Annotated in this window: 27 protein-coding genes; 14 read left to right on the plus strand and 13 right to left on the minus strand. The window is 31.5% G+C overall.

The window, feature by feature from the left end:
* From NNL09_RS10750 to NNL09_RS10770, 5 genes are all read left to right on the plus strand, one after another.
* Positions 1-609 (plus strand): biopolymer transporter ExbD, encoded by a 609-nt coding sequence (locus tag NNL09_RS10750; RefSeq protein ID WP_196911133.1) that lies wholly within the window; start codon positions 1-3, stop codon positions 607-609.
* A 23-nt stretch (positions 610-632) separates the two neighbouring features.
* A complete protein-coding gene (locus tag NNL09_RS10755; protein ID WP_196911132.1) occupies positions 633-1,115 on the plus strand; it encodes a biopolymer transporter ExbD in 483 nt (160 codons plus the stop codon).
* 396 nt (positions 1,116-1,511) lie between these two features.
* Positions 1,512-2,120 carry a biopolymer transporter ExbD gene (locus NNL09_RS10760; protein WP_196911131.1) on the plus strand — a complete coding sequence of 203 codons (609 nt, stop codon included), beginning with the start codon at positions 1,512-1,514 and terminating at the stop codon, positions 2,118-2,120.
* 23 nt (positions 2,121-2,143) lie between these two features.
* On the plus strand, positions 2,144-2,626 hold the full coding sequence (locus NNL09_RS10765) for a biopolymer transporter ExbD (protein ID WP_196911130.1): 483 nt from the start codon (positions 2,144-2,146) through the stop codon (positions 2,624-2,626).
* Positions 2,627-2,768: 142 nt separating this feature from the next.
* Positions 2,769-3,476, plus strand: a complete 708-nt coding sequence (locus NNL09_RS10770; RefSeq protein WP_196911129.1) for a porin family protein — start codon at positions 2,769-2,771, stop codon at positions 3,474-3,476.
* Here the strand turns inward: NNL09_RS10770 and NNL09_RS10775 are convergent.
* The 13 genes from NNL09_RS10775 to NNL09_RS10835 form a co-directional block, all read right to left on the minus strand.
* Entirely contained in the window at positions 3,471-4,076 is a 606-nt protein-coding gene (locus tag NNL09_RS10775; RefSeq protein WP_024772278.1) for a hypothetical protein, read from the minus strand. The two genes, NNL09_RS10770 and NNL09_RS10775, sit on opposite strands and share 6 nt — an antisense overlap.
* Positions 4,076-5,536 carry an RNA polymerase factor sigma-54 gene (gene rpoN / locus NNL09_RS10780; protein ID WP_025666917.1) on the minus strand — a complete coding sequence of 487 codons (1,461 nt, stop codon included), beginning with the start codon at positions 5,534-5,536 and terminating at the stop codon, positions 4,076-4,078. Before rpoN ends, NNL09_RS10775 begins: the two co-directional genes overlap by 1 nt.
* 348 nt (positions 5,537-5,884) lie before the next feature.
* A complete protein-coding gene (locus NNL09_RS10785; protein WP_025666916.1) occupies positions 5,885-6,526 on the minus strand; it encodes a response regulator transcription factor in 642 nt (213 codons plus the stop codon).
* A 42-nt stretch (positions 6,527-6,568) separates the two neighbouring features.
* Positions 6,569-7,363: a sensor histidine kinase gene (locus tag NNL09_RS10790; RefSeq protein ID WP_196911128.1), complete on the minus strand. Its 795-nt coding sequence runs from the start codon at positions 7,361-7,363 to the stop codon at positions 6,569-6,571.
* Positions 7,336-7,998: a hypothetical protein gene (locus NNL09_RS10795; protein WP_196911127.1), complete on the minus strand. Its 663-nt coding sequence runs from the start codon at positions 7,996-7,998 to the stop codon at positions 7,336-7,338. The genes NNL09_RS10790 and NNL09_RS10795 overlap by 28 nt, the downstream gene beginning before the upstream one ends.
* Positions 7,999-8,718 carry a hypothetical protein gene (locus NNL09_RS10800; protein ID WP_196911126.1) on the minus strand — a complete coding sequence of 240 codons (720 nt, stop codon included), beginning with the start codon at positions 8,716-8,718 and terminating at the stop codon, positions 7,999-8,001.
* Between the two features lie 415 nt (positions 8,719-9,133).
* The gene (locus NNL09_RS10805) at positions 9,134-9,505 is read right to left on the minus strand and encodes a hypothetical protein (protein WP_196911125.1); all 372 of its coding nucleotides are present in this window, start codon (positions 9,503-9,505) and stop codon (positions 9,134-9,136) included.
* A gap of 298 nt (positions 9,506-9,803) precedes the next feature.
* Positions 9,804-10,532 carry a hypothetical protein gene (locus tag NNL09_RS10810; protein ID WP_196911124.1) on the minus strand — a complete coding sequence of 243 codons (729 nt, stop codon included), beginning with the start codon at positions 10,530-10,532 and terminating at the stop codon, positions 9,804-9,806.
* A gap of 230 nt (positions 10,533-10,762) precedes the next feature.
* A complete protein-coding gene (locus NNL09_RS10815; RefSeq protein WP_196911123.1) occupies positions 10,763-11,230 on the minus strand; it encodes a GNAT family N-acetyltransferase in 468 nt (155 codons plus the stop codon).
* A gap of 48 nt (positions 11,231-11,278) precedes the next feature.
* Positions 11,279-11,815: a GNAT family N-acetyltransferase gene (locus NNL09_RS10820; protein WP_196911122.1), complete on the minus strand. Its 537-nt coding sequence runs from the start codon at positions 11,813-11,815 to the stop codon at positions 11,279-11,281.
* The gene (locus NNL09_RS10825; RefSeq protein WP_196911121.1) at positions 11,815-12,297 is read right to left on the minus strand and encodes a MarR family winged helix-turn-helix transcriptional regulator; all 483 of its coding nucleotides are present in this window, start codon (positions 12,295-12,297) and stop codon (positions 11,815-11,817) included. The genes NNL09_RS10820 and NNL09_RS10825 overlap by 1 nt, the downstream gene beginning before the upstream one ends.
* Positions 12,298-12,413: 116 nt before the next feature.
* Positions 12,414-13,004, minus strand: a complete 591-nt coding sequence (locus NNL09_RS10830; protein ID WP_196911120.1) for a hypothetical protein — start codon at positions 13,002-13,004, stop codon at positions 12,414-12,416.
* 117 nt (positions 13,005-13,121) lie between these two features.
* Complete coding sequence (locus tag NNL09_RS10835) at positions 13,122-13,517, minus strand: hypothetical protein (protein ID WP_025666906.1); 396 nt, start codon at positions 13,515-13,517, stop codon at positions 13,122-13,124.
* 322 nt (positions 13,518-13,839) lie between these two features.
* Here NNL09_RS10835 and NNL09_RS10840 point away from each other — a divergent pair, with 322 nt between their 5' ends.
* From NNL09_RS10840 to NNL09_RS10880, 9 genes are all read left to right on the plus strand, one after another.
* Entirely contained in the window at positions 13,840-14,598 is a 759-nt protein-coding gene (locus NNL09_RS10840; protein WP_196911119.1) for a helix-turn-helix domain-containing protein, read from the plus strand.
* Positions 14,599-15,265: 667 nt separating this feature from the next.
* A complete protein-coding gene (gene katG, locus NNL09_RS10845; RefSeq protein WP_196911118.1) occupies positions 15,266-17,509 on the plus strand; it encodes a catalase/peroxidase HPI in 2,244 nt (747 codons plus the stop codon).
* Positions 17,510-17,697: 188 nt separating this feature from the next.
* Positions 17,698-18,165: an ankyrin repeat domain-containing protein gene (locus NNL09_RS10850; RefSeq protein WP_196911117.1), complete on the plus strand. Its 468-nt coding sequence runs from the start codon at positions 17,698-17,700 to the stop codon at positions 18,163-18,165.
* Positions 18,162-18,743 (plus strand): hypothetical protein, encoded by a 582-nt coding sequence (locus tag NNL09_RS10855; protein ID WP_196911116.1) that lies wholly within the window; start codon positions 18,162-18,164, stop codon positions 18,741-18,743. Before NNL09_RS10850 ends, NNL09_RS10855 begins: the two co-directional genes overlap by 4 nt.
* Before the next feature lie 584 nt (positions 18,744-19,327).
* A complete protein-coding gene (locus NNL09_RS10860; RefSeq protein ID WP_196911115.1) occupies positions 19,328-20,074 on the plus strand; it encodes a matrixin family metalloprotease in 747 nt (248 codons plus the stop codon).
* Positions 20,075-20,428: 354 nt separating this feature from the next.
* Entirely contained in the window at positions 20,429-21,880 is a 1,452-nt protein-coding gene (locus NNL09_RS10865; RefSeq protein ID WP_196911114.1) for a hypothetical protein, read from the plus strand.
* 108 nt (positions 21,881-21,988) lie between these two features.
* The gene (locus tag NNL09_RS10870; protein WP_051476108.1) at positions 21,989-22,990 is read left to right on the plus strand and encodes a sensor histidine kinase; all 1,002 of its coding nucleotides are present in this window, start codon (positions 21,989-21,991) and stop codon (positions 22,988-22,990) included.
* Positions 22,991-23,047: 57 nt separating this feature from the next.
* Positions 23,048-24,082: a histidine kinase gene (locus NNL09_RS10875; protein WP_196911113.1), complete on the plus strand. Its 1,035-nt coding sequence runs from the start codon at positions 23,048-23,050 to the stop codon at positions 24,080-24,082.
* Positions 24,063-24,821 (plus strand): LytTR family DNA-binding domain-containing protein, encoded by a 759-nt coding sequence (locus NNL09_RS10880; RefSeq protein WP_025666897.1) that lies wholly within the window; start codon positions 24,063-24,065, stop codon positions 24,819-24,821. The genes NNL09_RS10875 and NNL09_RS10880 overlap by 20 nt, the downstream gene beginning before the upstream one ends.
* The last annotated feature ends 37 nt before the right edge of the window (positions 24,822-24,858 follow it).

The following is a 24,858-nucleotide window of genomic DNA, read 5'->3' on the forward strand; positions in this document are numbered from 1 at the left end:
ATGGCAAGAAGAGCAGCACCAGAAGTTAATGCAGGGTCTATGGCAGATATTGCATTCTTACTTCTTATATTTTTCTTGGTTACTACCACGATCGAAACCGATACGGGTATTAGCCGTAAACTCCCTCCTCCTCAAGAGGAAGAAATAGAGCCGCCAGTTCTTAAACAAAAAAATATTTTTGTTGTAGAATTGAATAAGAATAACGATTTATTGGTAGAAGAAACTCCTATGGAATTGAAAGATCTTAGGGAAGCTGCTATTAAGTTCTTAGATAACGGTGGTGGAAGAGGAGAAGAAGCTTGTAGTTATTGTCAAGGAGATAGAGACCCTTCTTCTTCAGATAATCCTACTAAAGCGGTAATCTCTTTAAATAACAACAGAGAGACAAATTACGGTGCTTATATAGCGGTTCAAAATGAATTGGTGGCAGCGTATACTACATTGCGTAATAGAGAAGCACAGCGTCTTTTTGGTAAGACATTTGAACAAATGGAAGCCGATTTTAAAGATGTGAATTATTCTGGAAGTAAGACTAAACTTAAAGAAGATATCAAAAAGATACAATTTTTGTTTCCTGAAAAACTTTCAGAAGCCGAGCCTAAAAAATAGAAATAACATAAAACAGAATTCTTATGTCTAAATTTAAAAAGAAAAAGAGTGGTGAATTACCTCCCGTTTCTACGGCATCATTACCGGATATTGTATTTATGTTATTGTTCTTCTTTATGGTTGCAACGGTGATGCGTAAAAATACGCTAATGATAGAAAATAAATTACCTTCTGCAGACCAGATAGAAAAACTAGACAAAAAAAATCTAGTAATGTATATCTATGCAGGAAAACCTAGTTCAAGATATCGTGCAAGTGCTGGTAGCCAAGCTAGAATCCAGCTTAATGATAAATTTGCAGATGTAAGCGAAGTAAAAGCGTTTATATTGGCCGAGAGAGCAGCAAAAAGAGAGGAAGAAGTTCCTTTTTTAATTACAGCTCTTAAAATAGATGGAAATACCAATATGGGTCTTGTAGGCGATATCAAAAAAGAATTAAGAGAAGTTCAGGCGTTAAAGATTAATTATACAACCAAATCTGGTAAAGCTTCAGATAATTTTAAGTAGCATATTGTTATTTATTATTATCGTAGCATAAATGTCTAAATGATATTGTAAATCCTGCCTTCGGGCAGGATTTTTTAGTACTATTCTTTCCGTTATTCCCAAAAAATGGCATAACAATTGTTGCTAATTATATAGTAGCTGTGATCTGTCATTTTATAGCATCAATATCTAACCTTCCAAAGTGATATTGAATATATAAGTAAAATGGTTATAATATGAAATGAACTCTCAAGCCTTCTAAAATATACGTGATTTACTTTTATTTCTGCTAAGAGATAATATGAGTTATAGAGGTTTTCTGATGTAGTTTCAATTTGTTTTTCTTCTGCATATTTCTTGTCACTTATGATCATAGTTTTTGATTTTGTAAGTAATTATTAACTAAATATGTTTATTATGGCAAGAAGAGCAGCGCCAGAAGTTAATGCGGGATCTATGGCAGATATTGCATTCCTACTTCTAATATTTTTCTTGGTTACTACCACGATCGAAACCGATACGGGTATTAGCCGTAAACTCCCAGCTCCTGAAAAGGAGAATGTAATCCCTCCAGTTCTTAGACAAAAAAATATTTTTGTTGTAGAATTGAATAAGAATAATGATTTATTGGTAGAAGAAGCTCCTATGGAATTGAAAGACCTTAGAGAAGCTGCTATTAAGTTCTTAGATAACGGTGGTGGAAGAGGAGAAGAAGCTTGTAGTTATTGTCAAGGAGATAGAGACCCTTCTTCTTCAGATAATCCTACTATAGCAGTAATCTCTCTAAATAACAATAGGGAAACAAATTACAGTGCATATATAGCGGTTCAAAATGAATTAGTGGCAGCGTATACTGCATTGCGTAATAGAGAAGCACAGCGTCTTTTTGGTAAGACATTTGAACAAATGGAAGCCGATTTTAAAGATGTGAATTATTCTGGAAGTAAGACTAAACTTAAAGAAGATATCAAAAAGATACAATTTTTGTTTCCTGAAAAACTTTCAGAAGCCGAGCCTAAAAAATAGAAATAACATAAAACAGAATTCTTATGTCTAAATTTAAAAAGAAAAAAAGTGGTGAATTACCTCCCGTTTCTACGGCATCATTACCGGATATTGTATTTATGTTATTGTTCTTCTTTATGGTTGCAACAGTGATGCGTAAAAATACGCTAATGATAGAAAATAAATTACCTTCTGCAGACCAGATAGAAAAACTAGACAAAAAAAATCTAATAATGTATATCTATGCAGGAAAACCTAGTTCAAGATATCGTGCAAGTGCTGGTAGCCAAGCTAGAATCCAGCTTAATGATAAATTTGCAGATGTAAGCGAAATAAAAGCATTTATATTGGCCGAGAGAGCAGCAAAAAGAGAGGAAGAAGTTCCTTTTTTAATTACAGCTCTTAGAATAGATGGAAATACCAATATGGGTCTTGTAGGCGATATCAAAAAGGAATTAAGAGAAGTTCAGGCGTTAAAGATTAATTATACAACCAAATCTGGTAAAGCTTCAGATAATTTTAAGTAGTGTATAGTTGTTTACTATTATCGTAGCATAAATGTCTAAATCATATAAAATCCTGCCTTCGGGCAGGATTTTATATGATTTAGCCTTGTTTTTATAAACTTTCTCTTATTTCTAAAGAAATAGATTTATTTTAGTGATCTATATGAAAAAATTGTTTGTATTCATTGTATGCTATTTGTTTGTGTTTCTTTCTTGGGGACAGGAAACCAAGCAAGATTCTACTCAAGAAATAGAGATAGATTCTTTATATCGAGAAGATCAGTTTTATATAGGTGTAACATTTAACCTATTACTTAATAGACCAACAGATGTGAGTCAATCTGGTTTTTCTGGGGGACTACATTTAGGATTTATCCGAGATATGCCAATTAATAAAAGGCGTAATATTGCTATAGGTCTTGGACTAGGGTATTCGTTAAACGTGTATAATCAGAATTTGTTTATAGGAGAGGAAGAAAATACTGAGCAGAGTATATTTAGTAGTTTAAAAGGTGTCGATTATAGCACTAATAGATTTACCACACATTTGGTAGAAGCTCCTTTTGAGTTTAGATGGCGTACATCTACTCCTGAAACCCATAAGTTTTATAGAATTTATACAGGTGTTAGAATGGGATACTTGTATTCTTTTAATTCTAATTTTAAACAACCGGGAAACCGAGTGAGACAAGCGAAATTGGATGAATTAAATCGATGGAGGGTAGGAGCAACGTTTACTTTTGGGTGGAACACCTTTAATTTTCATTTCTACTATAGTTTGAATACTCTATTCAATAGTGATGCTACAATTCAGGGAGAATCTGTAGGATTGAATACTGCAAAAATTGGATTGATGTTTTATATTTTATAACCAGAAATTTGCTAAAGTAAGCTGCGGGATTATCCCTATTAGAAACCCTAGGATCAATTCTAGATTACTATGTGCTTTGCAATGTAATCGAGATGTGGCTACCAATCCGTTAAAAATCATCAGCATGGCTATTAGAATAGTTAAATTAAGTCCAAAATGAATACTTAGTGCCACAGTAAACATCGTGATTCCGCTAATCCCAATCATATGTAAGCTTGCTTTTATGTTAAACAATACCATAAAAATTGCACTTAATGAAGAAAACAGAATTCCTAAAAAGAAAAAATATAACTCTGGATAATGATATACATCAATAACCATTTTGATAACCACTATAAGTAGGATAGATTGTAGTAATAACGGGATTTTTCGTTGTTTTACGTTTTCAAGATGTATTGAGGTAATAGTTCCGGTACTTTTTAATAAAAAGAATAATACAATAGGTATTAGGATGGTAAGAATAATTAGCCCAAAAACTTTGGCTCTAATAATTTCGATTGGAATAAATCTTGGAGCTGTACTAAAATAAATTATGGCACCCAAAAGAGGCATCAATAATGGGTGTAAAATATAAGAAACACTTCTAAGAAAAAAATTCATTAAATTTTCTTTCGTAGTCTGGCAACAGGAATATCTAATTGTTCCCTGTATTTGGCTACAGTTCTTCTGGCTATAGGGTACCCTTTCTCTTTAAGGATTTTAGCAAGCTTTTCATCCGTAAGGGGTTTTTTCTTGTCTTCTTCACCTATAGTTATTTCCAGTATTTTTTTAATTTCTCTGGTAGAGACTTCTTCACCTTGATCATTGGTCATGGACTCAGAAAAGAACTCTTTAATAAGTTTTGTCCCATAAGGAGTATCTACATATTTACTATTTGCTACTCTCGAAACGGTACTTACATCCATAGAGATCTCATCAGCAATGTCTTTTAAAATCATTGGCTTAAGATTTCTTTCGTCTCCACTAAGGAAATAACTTTTTTGATAGTGCATTATTGCACTCATAGTAATAAAAAGTGTCTGTTGTCTTTGTTTTACTGCTTCGATAAACCATTTTGCTGCATCTAATTTTTGTTTGATAAATAACACAGCATCTTTTTGGGATTTAGATTTTTCTTTACTGGCTTTATATCCCTGAAGCATATTGTTGTATTCTCTGGATACATGAAGTTCTGGGGCATTACGACCGTTTAGTGTTAATTCGAGTTCTCCATCTACAATTCTAATTGTAAAGTCGGGAACCACATGTTCGATCAAACGGTTGTTTCCAGCATAAGCTCCTCCTGGCTTAGGGTTAAGATGTTCAATTTCATCAATAGCTTCTTTTAACTGTTCCTCAGTAATGTCAAATTTTAATAAAAGTTTGTCATAATGCTTTTTGCTAAAATGATCAAAAGCTTTTTTGAGGATTTCTGAAGCTAATTTTATAGGGATAGTAGTTTCTTTTCTATCCAGTTGAATCCAGAGACATTCTTGTAAATTACGAGCACCAACACCCGCTGGATCTAGTTGGTGAACAATTTGTAAGATGTTTTCTATTTTTTCTTCGGTAGTATATACATTTTGAGTAAAGGCCAAATCGTCTAAAATATCTGACAAAGATCTTCTTATATAACCACTTTCATCAACGCTACCGACAAGAAATTCGGCTATTTCTCTTTCTTCATCATTAAATCGATACGTATTTAGCTGGTTAACCAAATGTTGATGAAATGATGTTCCAGAGGCGTAGGGAACACTTTTTTCTTCATCATCAGCACTATAATTATTAGAACTTAATCTGTAACTAGGAATCTCATCATCACTAAGATATTCATCAACATTAATATCTGCTTCTATCTTTTCGGTTCCATAATCCTCTTCTGCAGAGTTTTCATTGCTAAACGCATCTTCAAATTCATCCGCTTTATCTTTTCCACTATCAAGAGCAGGGTTTTCTTCCATTTCTTGCTTCAAACGTTGTTCGAATGCTTGCGTAGGAAGTTGAATCAACTTCATGAGTTGAATCTGCTGTGGAGAAAGTTTTTGAGAAAGCTTAAAATTTAATTGTTGTTTTAGCATAAAAAATTATCAATGTTCTTCTACTCACAAAAATAAACAAAAAACACTGTTTTTAAAGAAGTATAAGAAGGTTAGTTTATTTACAAAAAATGCTATAAAACCATAATTGTAATGATTTTATTTTTGGCTGTAATCAATAAACGGGCCAAAAGTAGTTATAATATGTAATAAACTAGTTTTTTTTAAGACATAAACCAAACAATGTCGATTGTTTAATGATAATATATAAAATGGTTTTGTCTCATTGAGATAGAATTGAGGGATAAAATAAAATATGTACGCCTCTTTTAAATGTTTTTTATTCCAGTGTACAGAAATCTAAGAGAGAGGGCGTACATAGAGCAAACATTAAGGAACGAATAACTTACTTTTAATAGCGTAAATAACCAAACCTGTTCTGTTTTTAAGGTTTAGTTTTTCAAAAATAGAATCTCGGTATCCTTCAATCGTTTTTGGGCTTAAACACATGTCATTTGCAATTTCTTTATATGTTTTTTCTGTACATGCGTGTTTAATAAACTCTACTTCTCGATCTTTGAGTACTACATTATTTTCTTCTTTTGGGTTTAAAGAGCCCAGTAGTAAATTGGTAACATCTTTTGTGTGATAAAAACCTGTTTCCTGTACCTGGATAAGCGCATTTTCTAAAATGCTTTTTTCGGTATCTTTTAAAAGATATCCTTTTGCACCTGCTCTAAGCATTTTAAGAATTGTATTTTCATCTTCTTCTACAGATAGTGCTAACACCTTAACTTGCGGGTATTGTTCTTTTAATGCTGCTGTGGTTTCAATCCCATTCATGATTGGCATGTTGATATCCATGAGCACAATATCCGGGATGTTTTTAGGATCTTTAAATCGGGTAAGTAATTCTTTACCGTTTTTACAGATGTATAGAATTTTAAATTTGGCAAACCCATTAACCAATCCAGATAATGCCTGGGATAGTAAAATATGGTCTTCTACAATTACTACTGAGTATTTCATGATTGACAATACTTATTATTTGTGTGAATAGTTTTCTATGCAAAGTTAGTTAACTTCATTGTCTAATGCCATCGAACTTTCTTTTTTATAAGGATAGGTTAGTGTTATTGCTGTTCCTTTTCCTTTTTGCGATGTTATTTGTACAACGGCATCGATTAATTTCCCTCTGTTTTGCATGTTACTTAATCCTATCCCTCTTTTGGTTGGACATTCTATCTGATCAAAACCAACACCATTATCTTTTGCATGAATTACCAATTTATCGGTACCATAGTGTACATCAACATCTAGATTTGAAGCTTTAGAATGTTTGATAGTATTGGTAAAGAATTCTTGTAATATCCTAAAGATAATAATCTCTGCCTTATCATCCAGCACGTCTATTTCTTCATTACTGGTAATTGCAGCTTTAATAAACTGCATACGATTAAATCGTTCTATTTCTAATGTTATAGCTTCTGTAAGGCTTAAGCTTTTTATAGTATCTGGGTTGATCAATTTTGATAATGATCGCAGTTCTGTAAGACTTTTGGTTATAGTCTCGGTAACCTCTTCTAGTTTCTTGGGATCATCTTGAGCTATATTTACTTGTATTTTGGCCAGCGTGAGTAGCTGGCCAATATTATCGTGTAACTCCCAGCTAATGTTACGCAATGTCTCTTCTCTGATTTCTATCTGGGTCTCTGCAATAGCTTTTTCAAACTTTTTCTCTGATTCCTTTTGTTGTAACAAAAGACTGTTCTTCCTTTTTTGAAAAATCAAAAAGAGAGAAATCATTAAAATGATAATTACAACAAGTACTACACTCGCAATTAGTATTGCTGTTTCTTTTTGCTCCATATAAAACCGATAATAAAACAAATATTCATTATCACTGTTAAAGTAAAATTTACTAAAAACAATATAGTGGCATCTGTTAATTCATTATAATAGTTTCTTAATATTCTAAAAGGTATATTTCCTACAAAATATATCAATAGGCCAACACTAATCCAGAATAGCAAGTTTCTCTTGGCATTTAATACTTTTTCAGAATTTAATATTTCTCTAAAGTATAATGAAATAGTAATAATCACAGCAAAAGCAGCTACTATATATGGTATACTTTGGAATTTAATAAAATAATTTTCGTAAAAACCATTAATAATAAATATGATTAGATATGTTATACAAAGTGTTAATGCAATTTTTTTACTCTTTTTCTCAGTTAAGTAACTTCTATACAATATTAAGATGTAGGTAAAATTAATCACATTGTATACATTATATATAATAGTATTTACACCAAAATCTGATCTCATGTAAATTCCAGCTAATTCGTTAATAACAATATACCATAAAAGAAATATGAAATACTTCAAAAATCTTTTCTTTTTGTATTTGTTATAGTAAATAGTACCAATAATAGCTGTTAATACTTCTATACCAACACAGATTTTAATTAGTTGTATTAAAAAATCGTTACTTAAATTCATTTATTGTTCATCTCCTTTAGGTGGTGATCCTGCAATTTCATTAGCGATTGTACTGTTTTCACCAAACATATTTGTACTTGAGTTAAAATTAAAAAGACTTGCCTTTTGCATAGAGCTACCATTTGCCGATTTCCCTCTAGAATCTGTCCCAATTTTATCTTTTAGAAGTTCGACTTTAAAGTCATTACTAAGAGTATATCCTAGATGCATCGTTTCTTTACCTACTTGTTTTGCGATCGTTGGAGTAATAAAAATGGTTTGTCTATGTGCGTATGCTGTATCACCATCATCACGTTTGTAATCCTTAGCATATGCGCCAAAATAAAACCGTAAACCAGAGGGTTTAACATTAGCTTCTTTAGAAATTCGTTTGATATATGCTAGGTAATTGTATAAATCGTCTAGGTTATAATACAACGATCGGGTGGCCTTAAATTTTTCTTGGCCCGAATGTTTTTGAATATAATCATTTGTCCATTTTATACGAGTAGTATCATAATTGTGATACAATTGTGAAGCAAATTCCAAGTCAATAATGTTGTCTGGTTTTCTGTCATTGATTGTACCTAATTGCTTTTTTAGTTCTGCTATTTCCTGTTTTAATTCTTTAATCTGTTTTAGATACTTATCATTGTCGTGTTTCTTGTCACAAGAACTTAAACTCACTAGAAACAATGCTGCTATTGCTATTGTTTTAGTTAGATTGATTAGTTTGTCCATTTTTTGGTTTATTAAGATGTTTGTTAATGTTTCGGCCCCCTGCCGAAAATAGATTAGTTAAATCTTTTGATTTGCATTAATGTGTTTCCCAGAATTAAAAATACTATTATTCTGTAATTTTAAAAAAGTAATGGCATGTTTTGTTAAAATAATAACACGTTAAACCATTGGTAATAAGTGTTTTTGAGGTTGCTGTCGAGGTTATGGAGCGTATGTGGATATTAAAAAAAGGGGGATTTACCCCTTTTTAAAAAAGGGATTCGACTCTTTTGTAGCGTTAAATTTTTTCTTGTAAATACCAGCAAAGAGGATGGACTCTGTATAATAAGCAAGTATGAATTTTGTAAAAAGAATTCTAGAATGATTTTTTTACAGAATTTTATTTGGTACTCTCTGTTTTTTTTAAACATTATTTTTAACGAGAATACCTATCGGAAACTGCTTTTCTGTGAATTAAAAATCCGGTTATAAAACAGCTATTCATAATAATGGTAAAAATACTATTTAGGATAAACAGCGTTGAGAAATCATTGTGATTTGCATAATAATCTCTTACAATACGAAAAGGCATTTTTCCTACATAATAAATTAGTAATCCTACACTAATCCAAAACAAGAAATCTTTAGTGCTTTCCTGAATTTGCTCTGATTTTAATAATTCTGCATAGTAAAAAATGATAGAGGTCATTAATAAAAATGCGCCTAGAAGAAATGGGATGCTTTGTAATTGAACTAGATAATTTTCATAGAATCCACATATCAAAAGAGTAAGTACATAAAGTACCATAAAATATATGATAAAGCGTTTGCTGCTTTTTTCTTTGATATGCTGGTGGTATATAAAAAAAAGAAACAAGAAAGTAAGCGTGGTAGATATATTATATAATATTAGATTATTAGAATTAGGAAACCAATGTCTTGTGTTATATCCAATTATATCATTGATAAAAATATAAATCAGAAAAATCGAAAACCATTTTAATATACCTTTGACCTTATAATTTAACAAGAAAAACAGCCCGGTGAGTGCAGCAATGCATTCGCTACCAAAAGCGATCTTTCTCAATATTATTAGGAGTTCGATTTTAGTGACCATATTCTGGGGGAGTTGCTCCTAGTTCATTGGCAATGAGACTAAATTTGTCATTATCATTTCTTGTTTGTGACAAAGATATATGATCTGTTTTATTACGGTTTCGTCTTAAATGACTAAACCCATTGTTTTTATCTAATAATTCTACTTTACCATCATTGTTAAGTGTGTATCCTATATGTAAAATATGATTGTCGTATTTTTTTTCTAAGGTAGGAGCAATGAAGATGGTTTGATGTTTTGCGTTTCTATCATTCCCAGTAGAGGAGACATATGTATCGGGATATAATGCGAAGTAGAAACGTAATCCGGTTGTTTTTACACCTGCTTTTTGTGATAACTCATCGACATATGATAAATAGTTGCGTAATTCAGAAATTTCATAAAACATAGACCGTGTAGGGTTAAAAGAACCATCGTTTGTAGCAGAATTAACAACTTCGCTAATTAAATCGGCTCTATCATCATAGGCTTTATATATTCTTTGCGCTTGCTCAAAACTAATGATATTTTTTGGCCTGCTTCGATTGGATTTTTCTTGACCTAGTTTTTCTTCTAAATCTTTTACTTTTGTTTCTAAGGTTTCAATTTTTCTTAGATATTCTTCTTCTCCAAGAATTTCTATAGTTGAGTCTTGTTGGCAGGAATGTAAAAAGAATAAGCTGGTAGTTAATACTAGGAATAAGGCATACCACGTACTGCCGTTCGTTGGTTTTTTCATGACGATTACTTTTGGTTAAAAATTATTATTTTCCAATGTAAGAGTCTTCGTGTTTGGTTTTAAGAATACTCATGATATTGAAAGTGTATTTTAGATATTATGTTGATATATAGGGAAATATCTAAAATAGACCTTCAAAAATACAACTATTATCTGATTATGAAATTATTCCTTGTGATGTGTTGAAAAATAAATTACTCTGTCTGGAGAAGAGAACAGAATAACAAGTTTTATTTTTGCAATATAAGTTCCATTTTGATATTACTACGTTGATAGGGAGGGTGATCTTCCATAGGAATTTCTTTAAAACCATATTTGCCATAAATATAGATCGCATTTTCTAAAATTTTATTGGAGTATAGAAGTAGTTTTTTCCAACCTTGAGTTGCAGAAAATTCAATACAAAATTCTAGTAATTGCTGCCCTATTTTTTGACCTTGAAATTTCGGAGAAACAGCCATTTTGCCTAATTCATAAATACCTTCTTCAATTTTGATTAGCGAAAAAGTACCGGCTATGATGTTATTTGATTTTGCAAAAAAAATAAACCCGCCTTGATTGATAATGGTATCCTCGCATTGTTCTAATAATGCTACGTCATGTGGTTCTACTACAAAATATTTTTCTAGCCATTCTATATTAAGAGCTGCGAAGTCTTTTGCATATTTTGGGTCAAAAGGAATGATAGAAGTGTTCATTTCGATGTTAATACTTTAAGATTTATGATTTGCCTTACGATTTCAATATTAATGGGTAAGGTCATTATTATATTCTGGATTAAACCAAGCCATATGAATAGGAGTTTCTATACTATGATCGAGATTCTTGATTTTTTGATGGTGTTTTCCTTCATTTATGAATCCTAGTTTTTCATAAAACTGAACGGTATTTGTATTATTCTCCCGTACAAATAATTCAACACGAAGGATGTGAGGATATGATGTTTTGATTTTGGTTAAAAAGCTGGTGAAAAGTAATTTTCCGAGACCTTGCCCCTGAAATTTGGGGTTAACGACAATGGTAAGATCTGTTAATATATGTCTGAATGCAGAAATAGGAACACGATATGCATGAATTTCTGCGATGATTTGATGCTCATATTCTGGATGAGGAATTGCCAATATCAAACCATCAGATACGCTTTTATGTACAAAATCTTGTATGTAATCTAGAGTGATTTCGCTAGATACTCGTATGATCCCGCCAGATTGTTCACCAATTTTTTTGTAAAGCTGATAAATATTCTGAATATCTGATATTTGTACTGGTCTTACTATATGCATTATGAGGTGTATTTTTCGAGTATTTGTTGATGTAATGGTTTTTCTCTAAGTTTACTTTCGAAATGAGTAATATGATCTGCAAGATTTGAAGAAGAGAAGGTTGTTAATGTTGTTACTTCCTGATCAATTACTTTCCATAACGGAATCATGATTTGGTAGGTCTCATTACCTTTTTTTGTTAACTGAAATAGCTTTTTTCTTTTATCAGTTGTATCGATTTTATATTCGACCAATTCTTTTTCCATTAGCTTTTTTAGTGCTTGGGTGATTGCAGGTTGTGTATATAGTAGCTTTTCCTGTATATCTGTGGTTGTGGTATGGCCTTGATCTATTATGATTTTAAAAATGGGAAATAAATATGGGTCAAAATCAATATTACAAGAAGTGTATACAATTTGGATTTCTTTCATCACAAATTCGCTAAGACGTTTTAATCTGGATCCTAAACCTAGTTCGGCATACTCTTGTAGTTTATCTTGCATAAGTATTTATATAAGTACTTATGCAAATATATAAAATGTTTTTGAATTATTAAAATAGCAGAAGGTAGTACGACATTTATAGTTCTCGAAAAATTATATTCTGATCTATGGTTTCTTTAACTTTTAAACATTTCACCAGATGGTATTGGGCATTCGGGAGTATCTAATTTCTTAGTAGTGTTATATCCATTTTTATCTACAGTTAGTAACCAGTAATCTTCAAAAACAGATCTATAACAAATCTCAATTGTTATCTTTTCTCGATGATTATACAGCCAACGCGCCAAGTTTGGATCATGTATAAGTCGTAACCAATAATAATTTTCATTTGCAGATAAAACAGCATTGTAAATAATTTTATTGGAAATAGATGTGCTAATAGAATCCGGAACGTTTATTTTGTCAAATAAATCTCCCCAACTACGGGTGTAAATACCATCATAAGTAACTCGAACTCCTTCGACAAGCGCGGGACCAGTACCTTTATTATGTATTTTAATCTTTAAAGATTCTAATTTTTTATCGATCCAATTGAGATCTGTCTCGATCGACAGTCTTGGCCATGCATTAGCTTTGGTTTGTTCTAGTAGAATTTCTGTTTGATCGCTCATAATACTAGCCTGCCTCATATACACAAAAAGAGCAGAAAAACTAGCAATAAGTACTCCAATAGCTATAATTAAATTAGGATCTATCTTTTTTTTCATTTTCAATAAGGCTTATTATATACCTGGAGCAATATAAGAAATTCGCAATACTTCATTAACTCCAGGGTGTAATATGTCTTTATTGTTAAGGAACTCTAGAAATGCGTAGTAAGGCATTTAATACTTAGAGAAATTGATAATTTGTTCAGAATATTCGCCTAATAACAGTCCGATAGAATTTAATGATCCTTCGAGTTCATTAAGATCCAGATTAGCTATCTGTAACGTATCCCTAAAAATTACTTTATCACCAGTTTCGTCTAGTACAAAAGCACCGTGTATAATATCTCTATTTTTTTGTAATAGACTACGGTATACGACTTCATTTTTATTTTTGATAGTGCAGATATGCTGTTCCATTATTAAAATGGGTGGTGCAACCCCAAGAATCATATTTTTAATTCCTTCGGCTTCTTTGCTGATCATAATAATACCTTCCCTATTGTTTTCATGGGTAATATCATATTTAAGTTGTAGTAAATATTTTTTTACTACCTGATAATGATCTTGCATTAGATGGTTTTTTGATAAATGAATAATTATGTATGACTGATTTTCTTTAGTGTATCAATATTACAAAAAGTAGCACAAATTTTCTGCAATATCTTTGGCTAAATTAACGAGATAAAAAATAAGAGTGATCATGGGTATGAATGATTTAAATTAATAATTAGATGTTGTGCTAAAATTTTTAGTATAATCCTCAGTGTTTCTTAGGAAAAGAATAAAATTGTGAAGTATTTCTACTAAAATTAGCTTTTTAATAGAATATTAGCTAATATTGTTAGTGTAAATGTACAATTATTTTTTATAATTGCAAATAAAATTAGCAAAAATGTCTTTTTTCGGAAAAAACATAAAAAAAATACGTGGAGTAAAAGGTTTAAGTCAACAAGCTTTTGCTGAGCTTTTTGATCTAAAAAGAGGCACATTAGGCGCATATGAAGAGGGTAGAAGTGAACCAAAAATAGAGACAATTATTAAAATTGCTAATCATTTTAGCATTGCAATAGATGATTTATTAACAAACGAACTTACTGTAAATCAACTTCTGAAGTTCAAGGGCGACCTTACTACCTATGCAGAAGATGTGAAACGAGAAAAATTTGCAATCGTTCCGTGTATAACAGAAAGTACAGCTAATGATTATATTACTTTATATAACACAGAGGGGTTTATTAAAGAATTACCAACCATGCAATTACCAGTAAACCCAACTAAAGAGTTTAGAGGGTATACTGTAAGTAATCTCGAGATGACATCACATGATAAAGGTTTTTATCCAAAGGATGTTGTAATAGGAGAAAAGGTTCCCCCAACAGTTATTAAAAAATTAAATAATGGTACACTGGTTTTTGTAGTTGTCGAGAATAGACTAATCTTTAGAAGATTGTATGTTTTAAAAGGAAATGCAGTACTAAGGGCCGATCATAAAAACATTGAAGATTCATCATTTCCTATATCAGACATTAAAGAAGTGTGGAGAGTGCGGTATGCATTTTTTAGACGTATACCAGAATTTGGTGACCTGGTTGAAGATAAATTGTTGTTGATAGAGCAGGAACTATTACGAATGAAAGAGAAGCTTAAATAGTTAGTCGTATAATTTGTTTGAATCTGAAAACCTTCTAAATATTCTTTTATTTTTTTTAAATAAACATTTACCATATGTTTTAATTCATAAGAAGAATATTTTAATTTACTTTGAAATTTGCCAGGTGTAATCTAATTAATTCATTGAATATCAATTAAGTTATGTATTGTATTTGATATTTAAATTTGGTATCTTGATCTATCCCATGTTATGATGAGCGATAAAACAATCTCTTATCTTAATACCTATCCTACAAAAATAGCTAACAATGTTAGTGTTGTTTGTTAATTTATGCTCTGCATTATATTGGCAAAAACAATGTTTTCTATATCTAAATTAATCCAATACTGTTATCTCTATTGATGATACTATTTAAACAGTACATATAATATAGTAAAGATTGAGAGAGTCTGGTGAAGTTTTTTTCCAACATAAAATTGAAGATTGGCTAGCTACGACATGCCAGATGTGATAAGAATTTAAAATGTATTTTATGGAGAAGTATGGTATTTCTTGAATAAATACAGCACATCATTTAGTAGTTTTATAAGAGGAGATAATAGTTTAATAGATTTTATATATTGAATGTTTAAAATCAATAACATTTTTTTATCATAAATTTGAGAAAGCATAAGAACAAATAATCATCTAATAAAATCTACAGCAAATGGAAAATAAAAACCTCAAGAGTACAGAATCTCACGGTTCAAATCATCATGATAATGGTATGAGTGAGTGTCCTTTTATGAATGGTACACTTAAGCAAGGTGCGGGCACAGGAACTTCTAATCGCGATTGGTGGCCAAATCAATTGAACTTAAATATTCTTCGTCAACATTCTTTATTATCCAATCCTATGGGTGAAGAATTTGATTACAGTAAAGAGTTTAAAACTCTTGATCTTAAAGCCGTAAAGAAAGATCTTTTTGAGCTTATGACCGATTCTCAAGAGTGGTGGCCAGCCGATTATGGTCATTATGGCCCTCTTTTTGTTCGTATGGCATGGCATAGTGCTGGTACTTATCGAATTGCTGATGGTCGAGGTGGTGCAGGTTCGGGAACCCAGCGTTTTGCACCATTAAACAGTTGGCCAGATAATGTTAATCTGGATAAAGCCCGTTTATTATTATGGCCAATTAAACAGAAATATGGTAAGAAAATTTCCTGGGCAGATCTTATGATTCTTACAGGTAATTGTGCTTTAGAATCTATGGGTTTCAAAACTTTTGGTTTTGGAGGAGGACGTGAGGATGTTTGGGAGCCTGAACAAGATATTTATTGGGGTGCCGAGACCGAATGGTTAGGTGATAAACGTTACACAGGTGACCGAGAGTTAGAGAATCCTCTGGGGGCGGTCCAGATGGGATTGATCTATGTAAATCCCGAAGGGCCAAATGGAAATCCTGATCCAATTGCTGCAGCTCATGACATTCGAGAAACTTTTGGCCGCATGGCGATGAATGACGAAGAAACAGTTGCTCTTATTGCGGGTGGGCATACGTTTGGTAAAACCCATGGCGCTGCTGATCCAGATAAATATGTAGAAAGAGAACCGGCCGCAGCAGGTATTGAGGAACAAAATTTGGGTTGGAAAAATAACTTTGGAAGTGGTAATGCAGGAGATACTATATCCAGCGGATTAGAAGGAGCATGGACCAGTACTCCCACAAAGTGGAGTAATAACTTTTTCTGGAATTTGTTTGGTTATGAATGGGAATTGACCAAGAGCCCTGCAGGTGCACATCAATGGATACCAACACATGGAGCAGGTGCTGATAGCGTACCAGATGCACATGACCCTTCTAAACGTCATGCGCCAATTATGCTTACCACAGACCTTGCTTTACGAATGGATCCTGCTTACGAGAAAATTTCAAGACGTTTTTATGAAAACCCCGATGAATTTGCAGATGCGTTTGCTCGTGCATGGTATAAATTAACACATCGTGATATGGGACCTATTGCAAGATATCTAGGTCCAGAAGTACCTAAAGAGGAATTAATTTGGCAAGATCCGATCCCAAAAGTTACAGATGCATTAATAGATGATCAGGATATTGCCAGTTTAAAAAGCAAGATACTTTCTTCGGGACTATCTGTTTCTCAATTAGTATCTACTGCCTGGGCTTCAGCATCCACATTCCGTGGTTCTGATAAACGTGGCGGTGCAAATGGTGCACGTATCCGTCTTACACCACAAAAGAATTGGGAAGTGAATAATCCAACTCAGTTAGCTAATGTATTAGGGACTTTAGAAAGTATTCAACAAGAATTTAATGGTTCAACATCTGAGGATAAGAAAGTTTCATTAGCAGATTTAATAGTTCTGGGTGGAGCTGCAGGAGTAGAGGAGGCAGCAAAGAATGCAGGGCATAAGATTACAGTACCTTTTTCACCAGGGAGAGCAGATGCTTCACAGGAGCAAACCGATGTAGAATCGTTCTCTGTTCTAGAACCTTTTGCCGATGGATTTCGTAACTATAAGAAAACAAAGTCTTCTATCTCTGCAGAAGAAATGTTGATAGACAGAGCTCAGCTATTAACATTAACAGTACCCGAGATGACATTACTTATTGGTGGTCTTCGAGTGTTGAATACCAATTTTGATCAATCTCAACATGGAGTTTTTACTCAGCGTCCCGAAGTGCTTACAAATGATTTCTTTGTCAACTTACTTGATTTAAGCACTACCTGGAAAGCAACTTCTGATGCTCAAGAAGTATTTGAAGGATGTGACCGTACTACAGGAGAAATAAAATGGACAGGTACCCGAGCAGACCTTATATTTGGTTCTAACTCTGAACTACGCGCTCTTGCCGAGGTTTATGCTAGCAAAGATTCTGAAAAGAAATTTGTAGATCAATTTGTTGCAACATGGTGTAAAGTCATGAATCTTGATCGATTCGATTAAATATATTAAACTGTAAAAAGATTAAAACAACAGGTGGTTTTACAACAAACCACCTGTTTGATTCACTAGTTAGGTGACAAAAAATATAGAATCGTACTAGTTACTAATATTTTTGAAATTTTCTTAATACTGTAAAGAGAGGTTTCGATGCTATATTTTAATCATGATTAATAGATATGTAATACATTATGAAAGATATTTTTAATTTCATTCGATCAGAAGAATTAGGAGACGTAAAAGCGCTTTTAAGTAGTAATCCTGAGGTTGTGAACTCAAAAGACTCCAGGGGTTCTACGCCATTGCTACTAGCATCTTATTATGGTTTCGAAGATATAACTAAAGAAATTCTAAAATACTCCCCAGATATTGATATAAAAGATGGTGCTGGAAATACAGCACTAATGGGAGTTTGTTTTAAAGGACATTACAATATTGCAAAATTACTTATAGCATCTGGAGCAGATGTAAATCAAAAAATTTTTAGTGGGGCTACTGCACTAATTTATGCAGCGACTTTTGGGCAAAAAGAAATCATTAGATTATTAGTTGAAAACGGCGCAGATATTTCTGCTAGAGATAACAATGGATTTACTGCAGAAATGCACGCAAAAAACCAAGGTTTAGAGATTTCTGAATTAGTTAAGTTTACGCAGTGAACAGTAACAAAGACATAGAAAGTATAAAATCGGTAAATATTAGATCTATTGATTTTAAAAGACAATTGTTAATGTCCTCTGCTATGGTAGCTGTTTTTGAGTCTTTCTTAAAAGAAAGTATCGGAAATGAGGTATTAGTAATAAACACTAATATAGGAATGGAGGTATATTATTTTTCTAATAATGATTATAGTACATTTATTAGAGAAAGTATCTTATTATATACACTTACTCAGATAGACCATAAAAGGCTTAAATTTAAAAATAATCAAAACAGGGAAGAAGTATATCAAAGTTTTTGTCAAGCATTAATTACATTTTCTCAATATCCTCAAATCTTCTTGGCATACGCCAAAAAATTCATTCATCTTAAAGCAAAAAACAAATCAAGTAGATTTGTGATTCCTATTTTAAACAGTTTTTTTGAAGAAGTACTTAAGGTACTTTCAAAGACGGGTAAAGTACCGCATTACGAAAAGATAAAAAAAGCAAAAAACAAATCTCATAAATCCGATTTGGATAAAAGTATTATTGAAAATTTAATTTCTGAAATTTTATTAAAGAAGCATTCTAATTAATTCTGTTTTAGAATTGAAGTTATTTTGGTTGCATATTTTAAAAGTATCAATACTATAAATATGCGCATAATTGATAACAATCATACGCCACTTATTTTCTTGTTTCTATAGCTAAATTGATAGTGGAATATCATATTTTGAGATTTAGCTGTAGGAAAATGCTATTTTATTGAGATAATGTTTTAATTATTAGACCATGAATAGGGGAAAAACCCCCTTAAAATTACCTAATTAACGTTAACATTTGTAGTATTAAACTTTCATTTTTAGGTGAAAAAATGTTAAAATTTCAATGAAAACACCTATTTATCGCCGAAATACATAGTGTTTTGGTGATTGCGTAAATATATTACGTTTTTCCCGTATTCGAATATTGAGAATCTGTACTACCTTTATAATGAATTGATTACGAAAAGTTATATCAGTTCAAGAGTAAAAGTAAATTCGTCAAAATGTAAAATAATCTTCTATTGCCCCAGAAGAATGTTTAACACGGTTTAAAAGATTAAAGATCAAAGAAAAGATCTCTCTTTTAAAATACCAATACTTCTATTACCCCAGAAGTATCCCAAATCTTAAAAATAATGACGAAAATTACTAAACCTACACCAAACAGTACTATATTTAATAGTATACTTCAGATTAAGAATCTTTTTAATAATTTCTTTTCTAAGACTTTAGTTAATGAAAATGATGCTAAAGGTACTTTTAAAACAATATATCAGCGATTACTTTTTATAATATCTATCCCTCTTTTATTATCATGTAGTACTGGTGATGACCTAGACGCTGTAGGCATTGAGCCAGAGTTTTCGGCACCAGAGAAGATTGTAAAAGTTAATATTATTTATGTAGAATCTTCAGAAACTTTAGATAAATCATCATATACTCTTAACGAAGCGGAGTTTATAAATTATTTGAATGGAGAATATTTTCACAGATTTGGAATTGGATTAGAATTAGGCGAATCTAAAAGCTTAGTTAATGAAGAGCTTTATGATCTTAGAGATAATGAAGGTTCAGAACCTAGTACATTTTTGATGCAATCTCGAGAATCTTATGATAAAAGTAAAGTAAACATATATATAGTTAAAAGATGTAATATTCTAGGCATCGCAGGGATTGGGAGAGATCAAAGAGTATTGATAACAGATGAAAACCTATTTACTTCGACTGCTCCACATGAAATAGGTCATGCGTTAGGTTTATTTCATAGTCACGAAGCAGAAAATATTATGAATACTGTAAATAAAGATTCTAGACATAATTTTAATGAAACTCAAGAAAAGAAAATAAAGAAACGAATTGATGAAATTAACCTGAATAGTTAAACTAAGCAATTCATAGTTTGATTATAATGAATGATAAAATATATTGTCGATAACAATAAATTCAGATACTGACCATACATAAATAAACCTGTAATTTTTACTAGCAACTTCTTCTTAGCCAGATATAAAAAGGATTTTCATCCTTAAAAATAATAACTGTTTTTTAATAATGGTATAGCGCTAGTGATGAAATTGATTAAGGAAAAACAAAATTTTTAAAGATAAAAAAGAGCTAATGTACAATTCAGTACATTAGCAGTACAGTTCAATTCATTTAGTTTTTTATATAGAACATAGTGTTCCACCTTTGCATTAATAAAATCAATCAATCAATTAATCAAAAAACGAACAGTTATGAATCTAATATCAAGGATTATTGTCGCAAACCTGTTTAAGGTAATACTGTTAATTCTTTCTCTACTCTTTATATCAAATATTAATGCCCAGTCCTATGCCGTAAATTATAATAAAGGCAAAACCACTATTAAGGTTCAGAATGGCATGTTTGATAATTTCTCGATAAATTATGAAGGAGAGATCACACTATCGAATGATGATAGAGATGTTATAGGTATTTCTGATGGTGGTTATCTCGAAATAAAAAAATCTGCTTTTGGTAGTAAACGCCGGATTGTAATCGAATCCGAGGGTAATGGAAAGCTTAATAAAAAGTATTTTGTTGGTTCTTCTAAAAAAGATTTTAATTCTGAAGGTAGAAAATGGCTTGGTGAGATTTTGCCAGAAATTGTAAAAACAACAACTTTAGGAGCAAAAGGTAGAGTAGATCGATTCTATAATCAGGGTGGTGCCAATATGGTATTTAACGAAATAAGAACGTTTGAAAGCGATCATGTAAAATCTACATATTTAAAATTAGTATTAGAAAAAAAACTATCTCCTAAAGAGATGGAATCATTATTAAGATTAGCGGGAGAAGAAATAAAATCTGATCATTACCTCGCCGAATTATTAAGATACAAACAACAAAACTTTTTTGCTTCAAACGCTTTAATATCTGCATATATAGAAGCAACAAAAAGTATTGGATCTGATCACTATGCTACAGTGGTATTAAATACAGCTATCGAAGATGGTAACCTTTCTGATGACCAGATAGGTAAACTATTTAAGATAACAGCAGAAATTGATTCTGATCATTATATGTCTCAGGTGCTTATCAATGTAATGAAGAAACGAGAACTAAATGAAACTAATCTTAATCTTTTAATCGAAAACTCTAAGCAAATTGGGTCTGATCATTACAAAGCACAGGTACTAAATAAAGCGTTAGAGCTTCCTGGACTTTCTAGAGGGAATTACAATTCTTTTTTGAACACATTAGAGGATATTCAATCTGATCATTATATCACTACAGTACTTTCTAGACTATTGGATAAGAAATTAAATAGTGGTGAATTAAGTGAATTACTTTCACTGGCAGGAAAATCAGTTGGATCTGACCACTATTTGGTACAAGTTCTGACTAAGGCCATTAATAAACAAGGTTTGGATGGTGAGAATATGGATGTCTTTATCCAGGCATTATCCAGTGTTAGTTCGGATCATTATGCTTCTGTAGCTCTAATAAAGTTATCGAGGAAAAACCTAAGTAGCAGGCAACTTCTAGAAATTCTTAATAATGCAACGTCTCAAATAAGTTCAGATCATTATTTGTCAGAAACTTTAGTAGCTTTTGCTCCGTCAGTTAATAAATCTGGAGATAATGTAAAAGAAGCGTATCGTAACGCTTGTAAAAATATTTCATCAGAAACGTATTTCGGAAGAGCCCTTCGTGCACTAAAGTAACAATACATATTTCATCCTGCCATTAGTCTTTTATATCTCTGTATTATTGACTATTTTGGTAGGATGAAGTCTAGTATAGATCATTATATATACCAACCATCATCAATCGTGAAAAAGTATTTTACTATCATTTTAGTAGGGTTCATTCTGGGATTGCTTACGTATAGTTTTTTGGGATTTACCCAAGAAGAAGATAATACGAAACTACTATGGCTATCAGGATTTCTAGGAGTTATTATTATCTATACCAATACGATCTTCAATGAAATATTTAACAGGTTTATTTCCTGGAAAAAATATACGGGACTTCGTCTTTTAACAGGAGTGTTATCCAATACGATCATTTCCTTTCTATTCATAAGTCTTGTTTTATATGGGTATGCTTTTATAAAAGAGGCACAAGTCTCTTTTATTGAAGATTATAGTGAAATATTGCTAAAATTGATTATTCTGATATTTTTTGCTTCTCTGGTGTATACTATTATTTATTTTGCAATACACTCTTATTATCAATATGCAAAAGGTCAAATAGTAGCATTACAATTAGAACGAAAACAAACCGAATTACAATTAACAGCATTAAAATCACAATTAAGCCCTCACTTTTTATTTAATAGTGTAAACACAATATCTTCTTTGTTGTATAGTGATGTAAAAAAAGCAGAATTATTTATTCGAGAACTAGCCAAATCTTACCAGTATATTTTAAACAAATATGAAAACAAATGGTTAACTGTCGAAGAAGAATTACAATTTGTGAATTCTTACCACTTCTTATTGCGCACACGATTTAATGATCGTATTCATTTAGAAATTACATTACCAGATTGGGTGTTAAAAAGTAAAATCCCACCACTAGCACTTCAAATGTTGATAGAAAATGCTGTAAAACATAATCAAATGACTTCTTCTGAAGTATTAAAAATAGTTATCACCTGCAATGATCATAATATTAACGTGTCAAATAACAAGACCATAAAACCTAAAGTAGTAGATTCTTTTAAAATTGGATTAGGCAATATTAGGTTAAGGTATGATCTCATTTTTAATAAAACTATCGAGGTAATAGATGAGGAACAGTTTACTGTAAAACTTCCTATTATTTTATAAAGTAAGTTTACCTAAAAACGTTAATGTGAGTTCAAATAAATACTAAAGTGCAAACGAGTGAATAAGTTATTTATACATAATCCAATATTTAGAATCATTAGCCCTCTTTGTAGTGGTGCTCTAGTATATCTGCTTATTTTACTGGTTAATAATAATGTGACCCAGTTACAAGAAGAATTTCTTGGGCAAGAATTATATGTATGTATTGGTTTAGCCTATCTTATTCAGGAATATTCTAGAATTTCTTTATTCTTTTTTGAAAAGCTAAAATTTCCAAATTCGTTGGTAGGTAAGATTATACTGCAAATCATTATTTCGGTAATTACTTCTATACTTTTAGTTTCTGGATCGATGTTTCTGTATTTTGATTTAGTGCTAGGGTTTACACCTAATAGTTCTGAGCTTATTGTTTTCAATAGTATCTTTTCGGTGATTACAATAATATACCTTTCATTATACCTAAGTCATCAGTTTTTACATAAAATAAACACAGAAATAATGACAAAAGAACTATCTCTGAAAGAGGGGGTAGAACAGGATTTTATTCAATTTAAAAAAGGAATAAATCCTACATTAATGTTTGAAACCTTAGAGTCGCTAATATTGGTCATGAAAAAGGATACTGATAAAGCAGAATTTTTGGTAGATCATTTCTCGGCTGTATACCGATATATCCTTTCCAAAACAATAAAAGAGTTAGTGCCTATTAACGAAGAACTCGATGCTTTGGATCAATTACTACTTTTATTTGAGTATTTGCCATACAGAAAAACGAAATTTATTAAAGAAGAATCCATACATACGTTAGTTGTTCCTGGTAGTCTTTTATCCTGTGCAGAACAGATTATAAGAAGTACAATAGTTTCAAGAGAAACAGAACTTATTGTGACAATGACTCAGGATTCGAAATATGTGTTGTTAAAATATCCACATCAGGAAAAGATTAGTTATACTATGGATTGCAATAGTATCAAAGATATTCAGGATATGTATCGATTCTATACAGATATACCAATTACTGTTACCAAAGATGATATGTATACTATAATTTATATACCAAAACTTACTATCGATGAAAGTAGCAATAATTGAAGACGAACCTTTAGCAGCAGAAAAATTAGAACGTTACTTGTTAAAATATGATTCTGATATTAAGGTAATAAGTAAACTGGTTTCAATAGAAGAAGCGGCACTTTGGATAGACTCACATCAGGAAGAAGTAGATCTCTTTTTTATGGATGTTCAACTTATAGATGGACTTAGTTTTGAGATTTTTAATAAAGTCAAAGTGAGTAAACCCGTAATCTTTACTACAGCCTTTGATGAGTTTGCGATTGATGCTTTTAAGGTAAATAGTATAGACTATCTTCTAAAGCCAATATTGTTTACAGATCTTTCAAAAGCATTAAAAAAACTAGAGACATTACGATCTCAGTTTTTGGGAGAGGTTAATGTTAGTCATGCGGTTAAGAATATGACTAGTAGTACATATAAAAATAGGTTTTTGGTTCGCCTGGGAAATCATATTCATTCAGTTAAGAGCGAGGATATTTCCTTTTTCTTTGCAGAAGGACGAGATGCATACCTTGTTGCAGAAAACCGAAAAAAATATATGATAGAATATAAATTAGAAACTCTTGAAGAATTATTGGAGCCCAAAAGTTTTTTTAGAGTAAATCGAACTTTTATTGTCAATATCAATACGATACAGGATGTATTGGTTTATTCTAACAGGCGTTTAAAACTTACTTTAAACCAAAATATAGATAAAGAAGTTATTGTTAGCCGTGAGAAAGTTGCAGATTTTAAACAATGGTTTGAGGGAAATTAAAACACAGAAGAATATAAAACTTCCTCAAAAATGAATT

This window comes from Aquimarina sp. EL_43 (genome assembly GCF_943422735.1).
Classification (GTDB): domain Bacteria; phylum Bacteroidota; class Bacteroidia; order Flavobacteriales; family Flavobacteriaceae; genus Aquimarina; species Aquimarina megaterium.

Excerpts from the sequence above, each read along its gene's own strand:
- NNL09_RS10750 (WP_196911133.1), top strand. The coding sequence starts at position 1 with ATGGCAAGAAGAGCAGCACCAGAAGTTAATGCAGGGTCTATGGCAGAT.
- NNL09_RS10755 (WP_196911132.1), top strand. The coding sequence starts at position 633 with ATGTCTAAATTTAAAAAGAAAAAGAGTGGTGAATTACCTCCCGTTTCT.
- NNL09_RS10760 (WP_196911131.1), top strand. The coding sequence starts at position 1,512 with ATGGCAAGAAGAGCAGCGCCAGAAGTTAATGCGGGATCTATGGCAGAT.
- NNL09_RS10765 (WP_196911130.1), top strand. The coding sequence starts at position 2,144 with ATGTCTAAATTTAAAAAGAAAAAAAGTGGTGAATTACCTCCCGTTTCT.
- NNL09_RS10770 (WP_196911129.1), top strand. The coding sequence starts at position 2,769 with ATGAAAAAATTGTTTGTATTCATTGTATGCTATTTGTTTGTGTTTCTT.
- NNL09_RS10775 (WP_024772278.1), bottom strand. The coding sequence starts at position 4,076 with ATGAATTTTTTTCTTAGAAGTGTTTCTTATATTTTACACCCATTATTG.
- rpoN (WP_025666917.1), bottom strand. The coding sequence starts at position 5,536 with ATGCTAAAACAACAATTAAATTTTAAGCTTTCTCAAAAACTTTCTCCA.
- NNL09_RS10790 (WP_196911128.1), bottom strand. The coding sequence starts at position 7,363 with ATGGAGCAAAAAGAAACAGCAATACTAATTGCGAGTGTAGTACTTGTT.
- NNL09_RS10795 (WP_196911127.1), bottom strand. The coding sequence starts at position 7,998 with ATGAATTTAAGTAACGATTTTTTAATACAACTAATTAAAATCTGTGTT.
- NNL09_RS10800 (WP_196911126.1), bottom strand. The coding sequence starts at position 8,718 with ATGGACAAACTAATCAATCTAACTAAAACAATAGCAATAGCAGCATTG.
- NNL09_RS10805 (WP_196911125.1), bottom strand. The coding sequence starts at position 9,505 with ATGGTACTTTATGTACTTACTCTTTTGATATGTGGATTCTATGAAAAT.
- NNL09_RS10810 (WP_196911124.1), bottom strand. The coding sequence starts at position 10,532 with ATGAAAAAACCAACGAACGGCAGTACGTGGTATGCCTTATTCCTAGTA.
- NNL09_RS10815 (WP_196911123.1), bottom strand. The coding sequence starts at position 11,230 with ATGAACACTTCTATCATTCCTTTTGACCCAAAATATGCAAAAGACTTC.
- NNL09_RS10820 (WP_196911122.1), bottom strand. The coding sequence starts at position 11,815 with ATGCATATAGTAAGACCAGTACAAATATCAGATATTCAGAATATTTAT.
- NNL09_RS10825 (WP_196911121.1), bottom strand. The coding sequence starts at position 12,297 with ATGCAAGATAAACTACAAGAGTATGCCGAACTAGGTTTAGGATCCAGA.
- NNL09_RS10830 (WP_196911120.1), bottom strand. The coding sequence starts at position 13,004 with ATGAAAAAAAAGATAGATCCTAATTTAATTATAGCTATTGGAGTACTT.
- NNL09_RS10835 (WP_025666906.1), bottom strand. The coding sequence starts at position 13,517 with ATGCAAGATCATTATCAGGTAGTAAAAAAATATTTACTACAACTTAAA.
- NNL09_RS10840 (WP_196911119.1), top strand. The coding sequence starts at position 13,840 with ATGTCTTTTTTCGGAAAAAACATAAAAAAAATACGTGGAGTAAAAGGT.
- katG (WP_196911118.1), top strand. The coding sequence starts at position 15,266 with ATGGAAAATAAAAACCTCAAGAGTACAGAATCTCACGGTTCAAATCAT.
- NNL09_RS10850 (WP_196911117.1), top strand. The coding sequence starts at position 17,698 with ATGAAAGATATTTTTAATTTCATTCGATCAGAAGAATTAGGAGACGTA.
- NNL09_RS10860 (WP_196911115.1), top strand. The coding sequence starts at position 19,328 with ATGACGAAAATTACTAAACCTACACCAAACAGTACTATATTTAATAGT.
- NNL09_RS10865 (WP_196911114.1), top strand. The coding sequence starts at position 20,429 with ATGAATCTAATATCAAGGATTATTGTCGCAAACCTGTTTAAGGTAATA.
- NNL09_RS10880 (WP_025666897.1), top strand. The coding sequence starts at position 24,063 with ATGAAAGTAGCAATAATTGAAGACGAACCTTTAGCAGCAGAAAAATTA.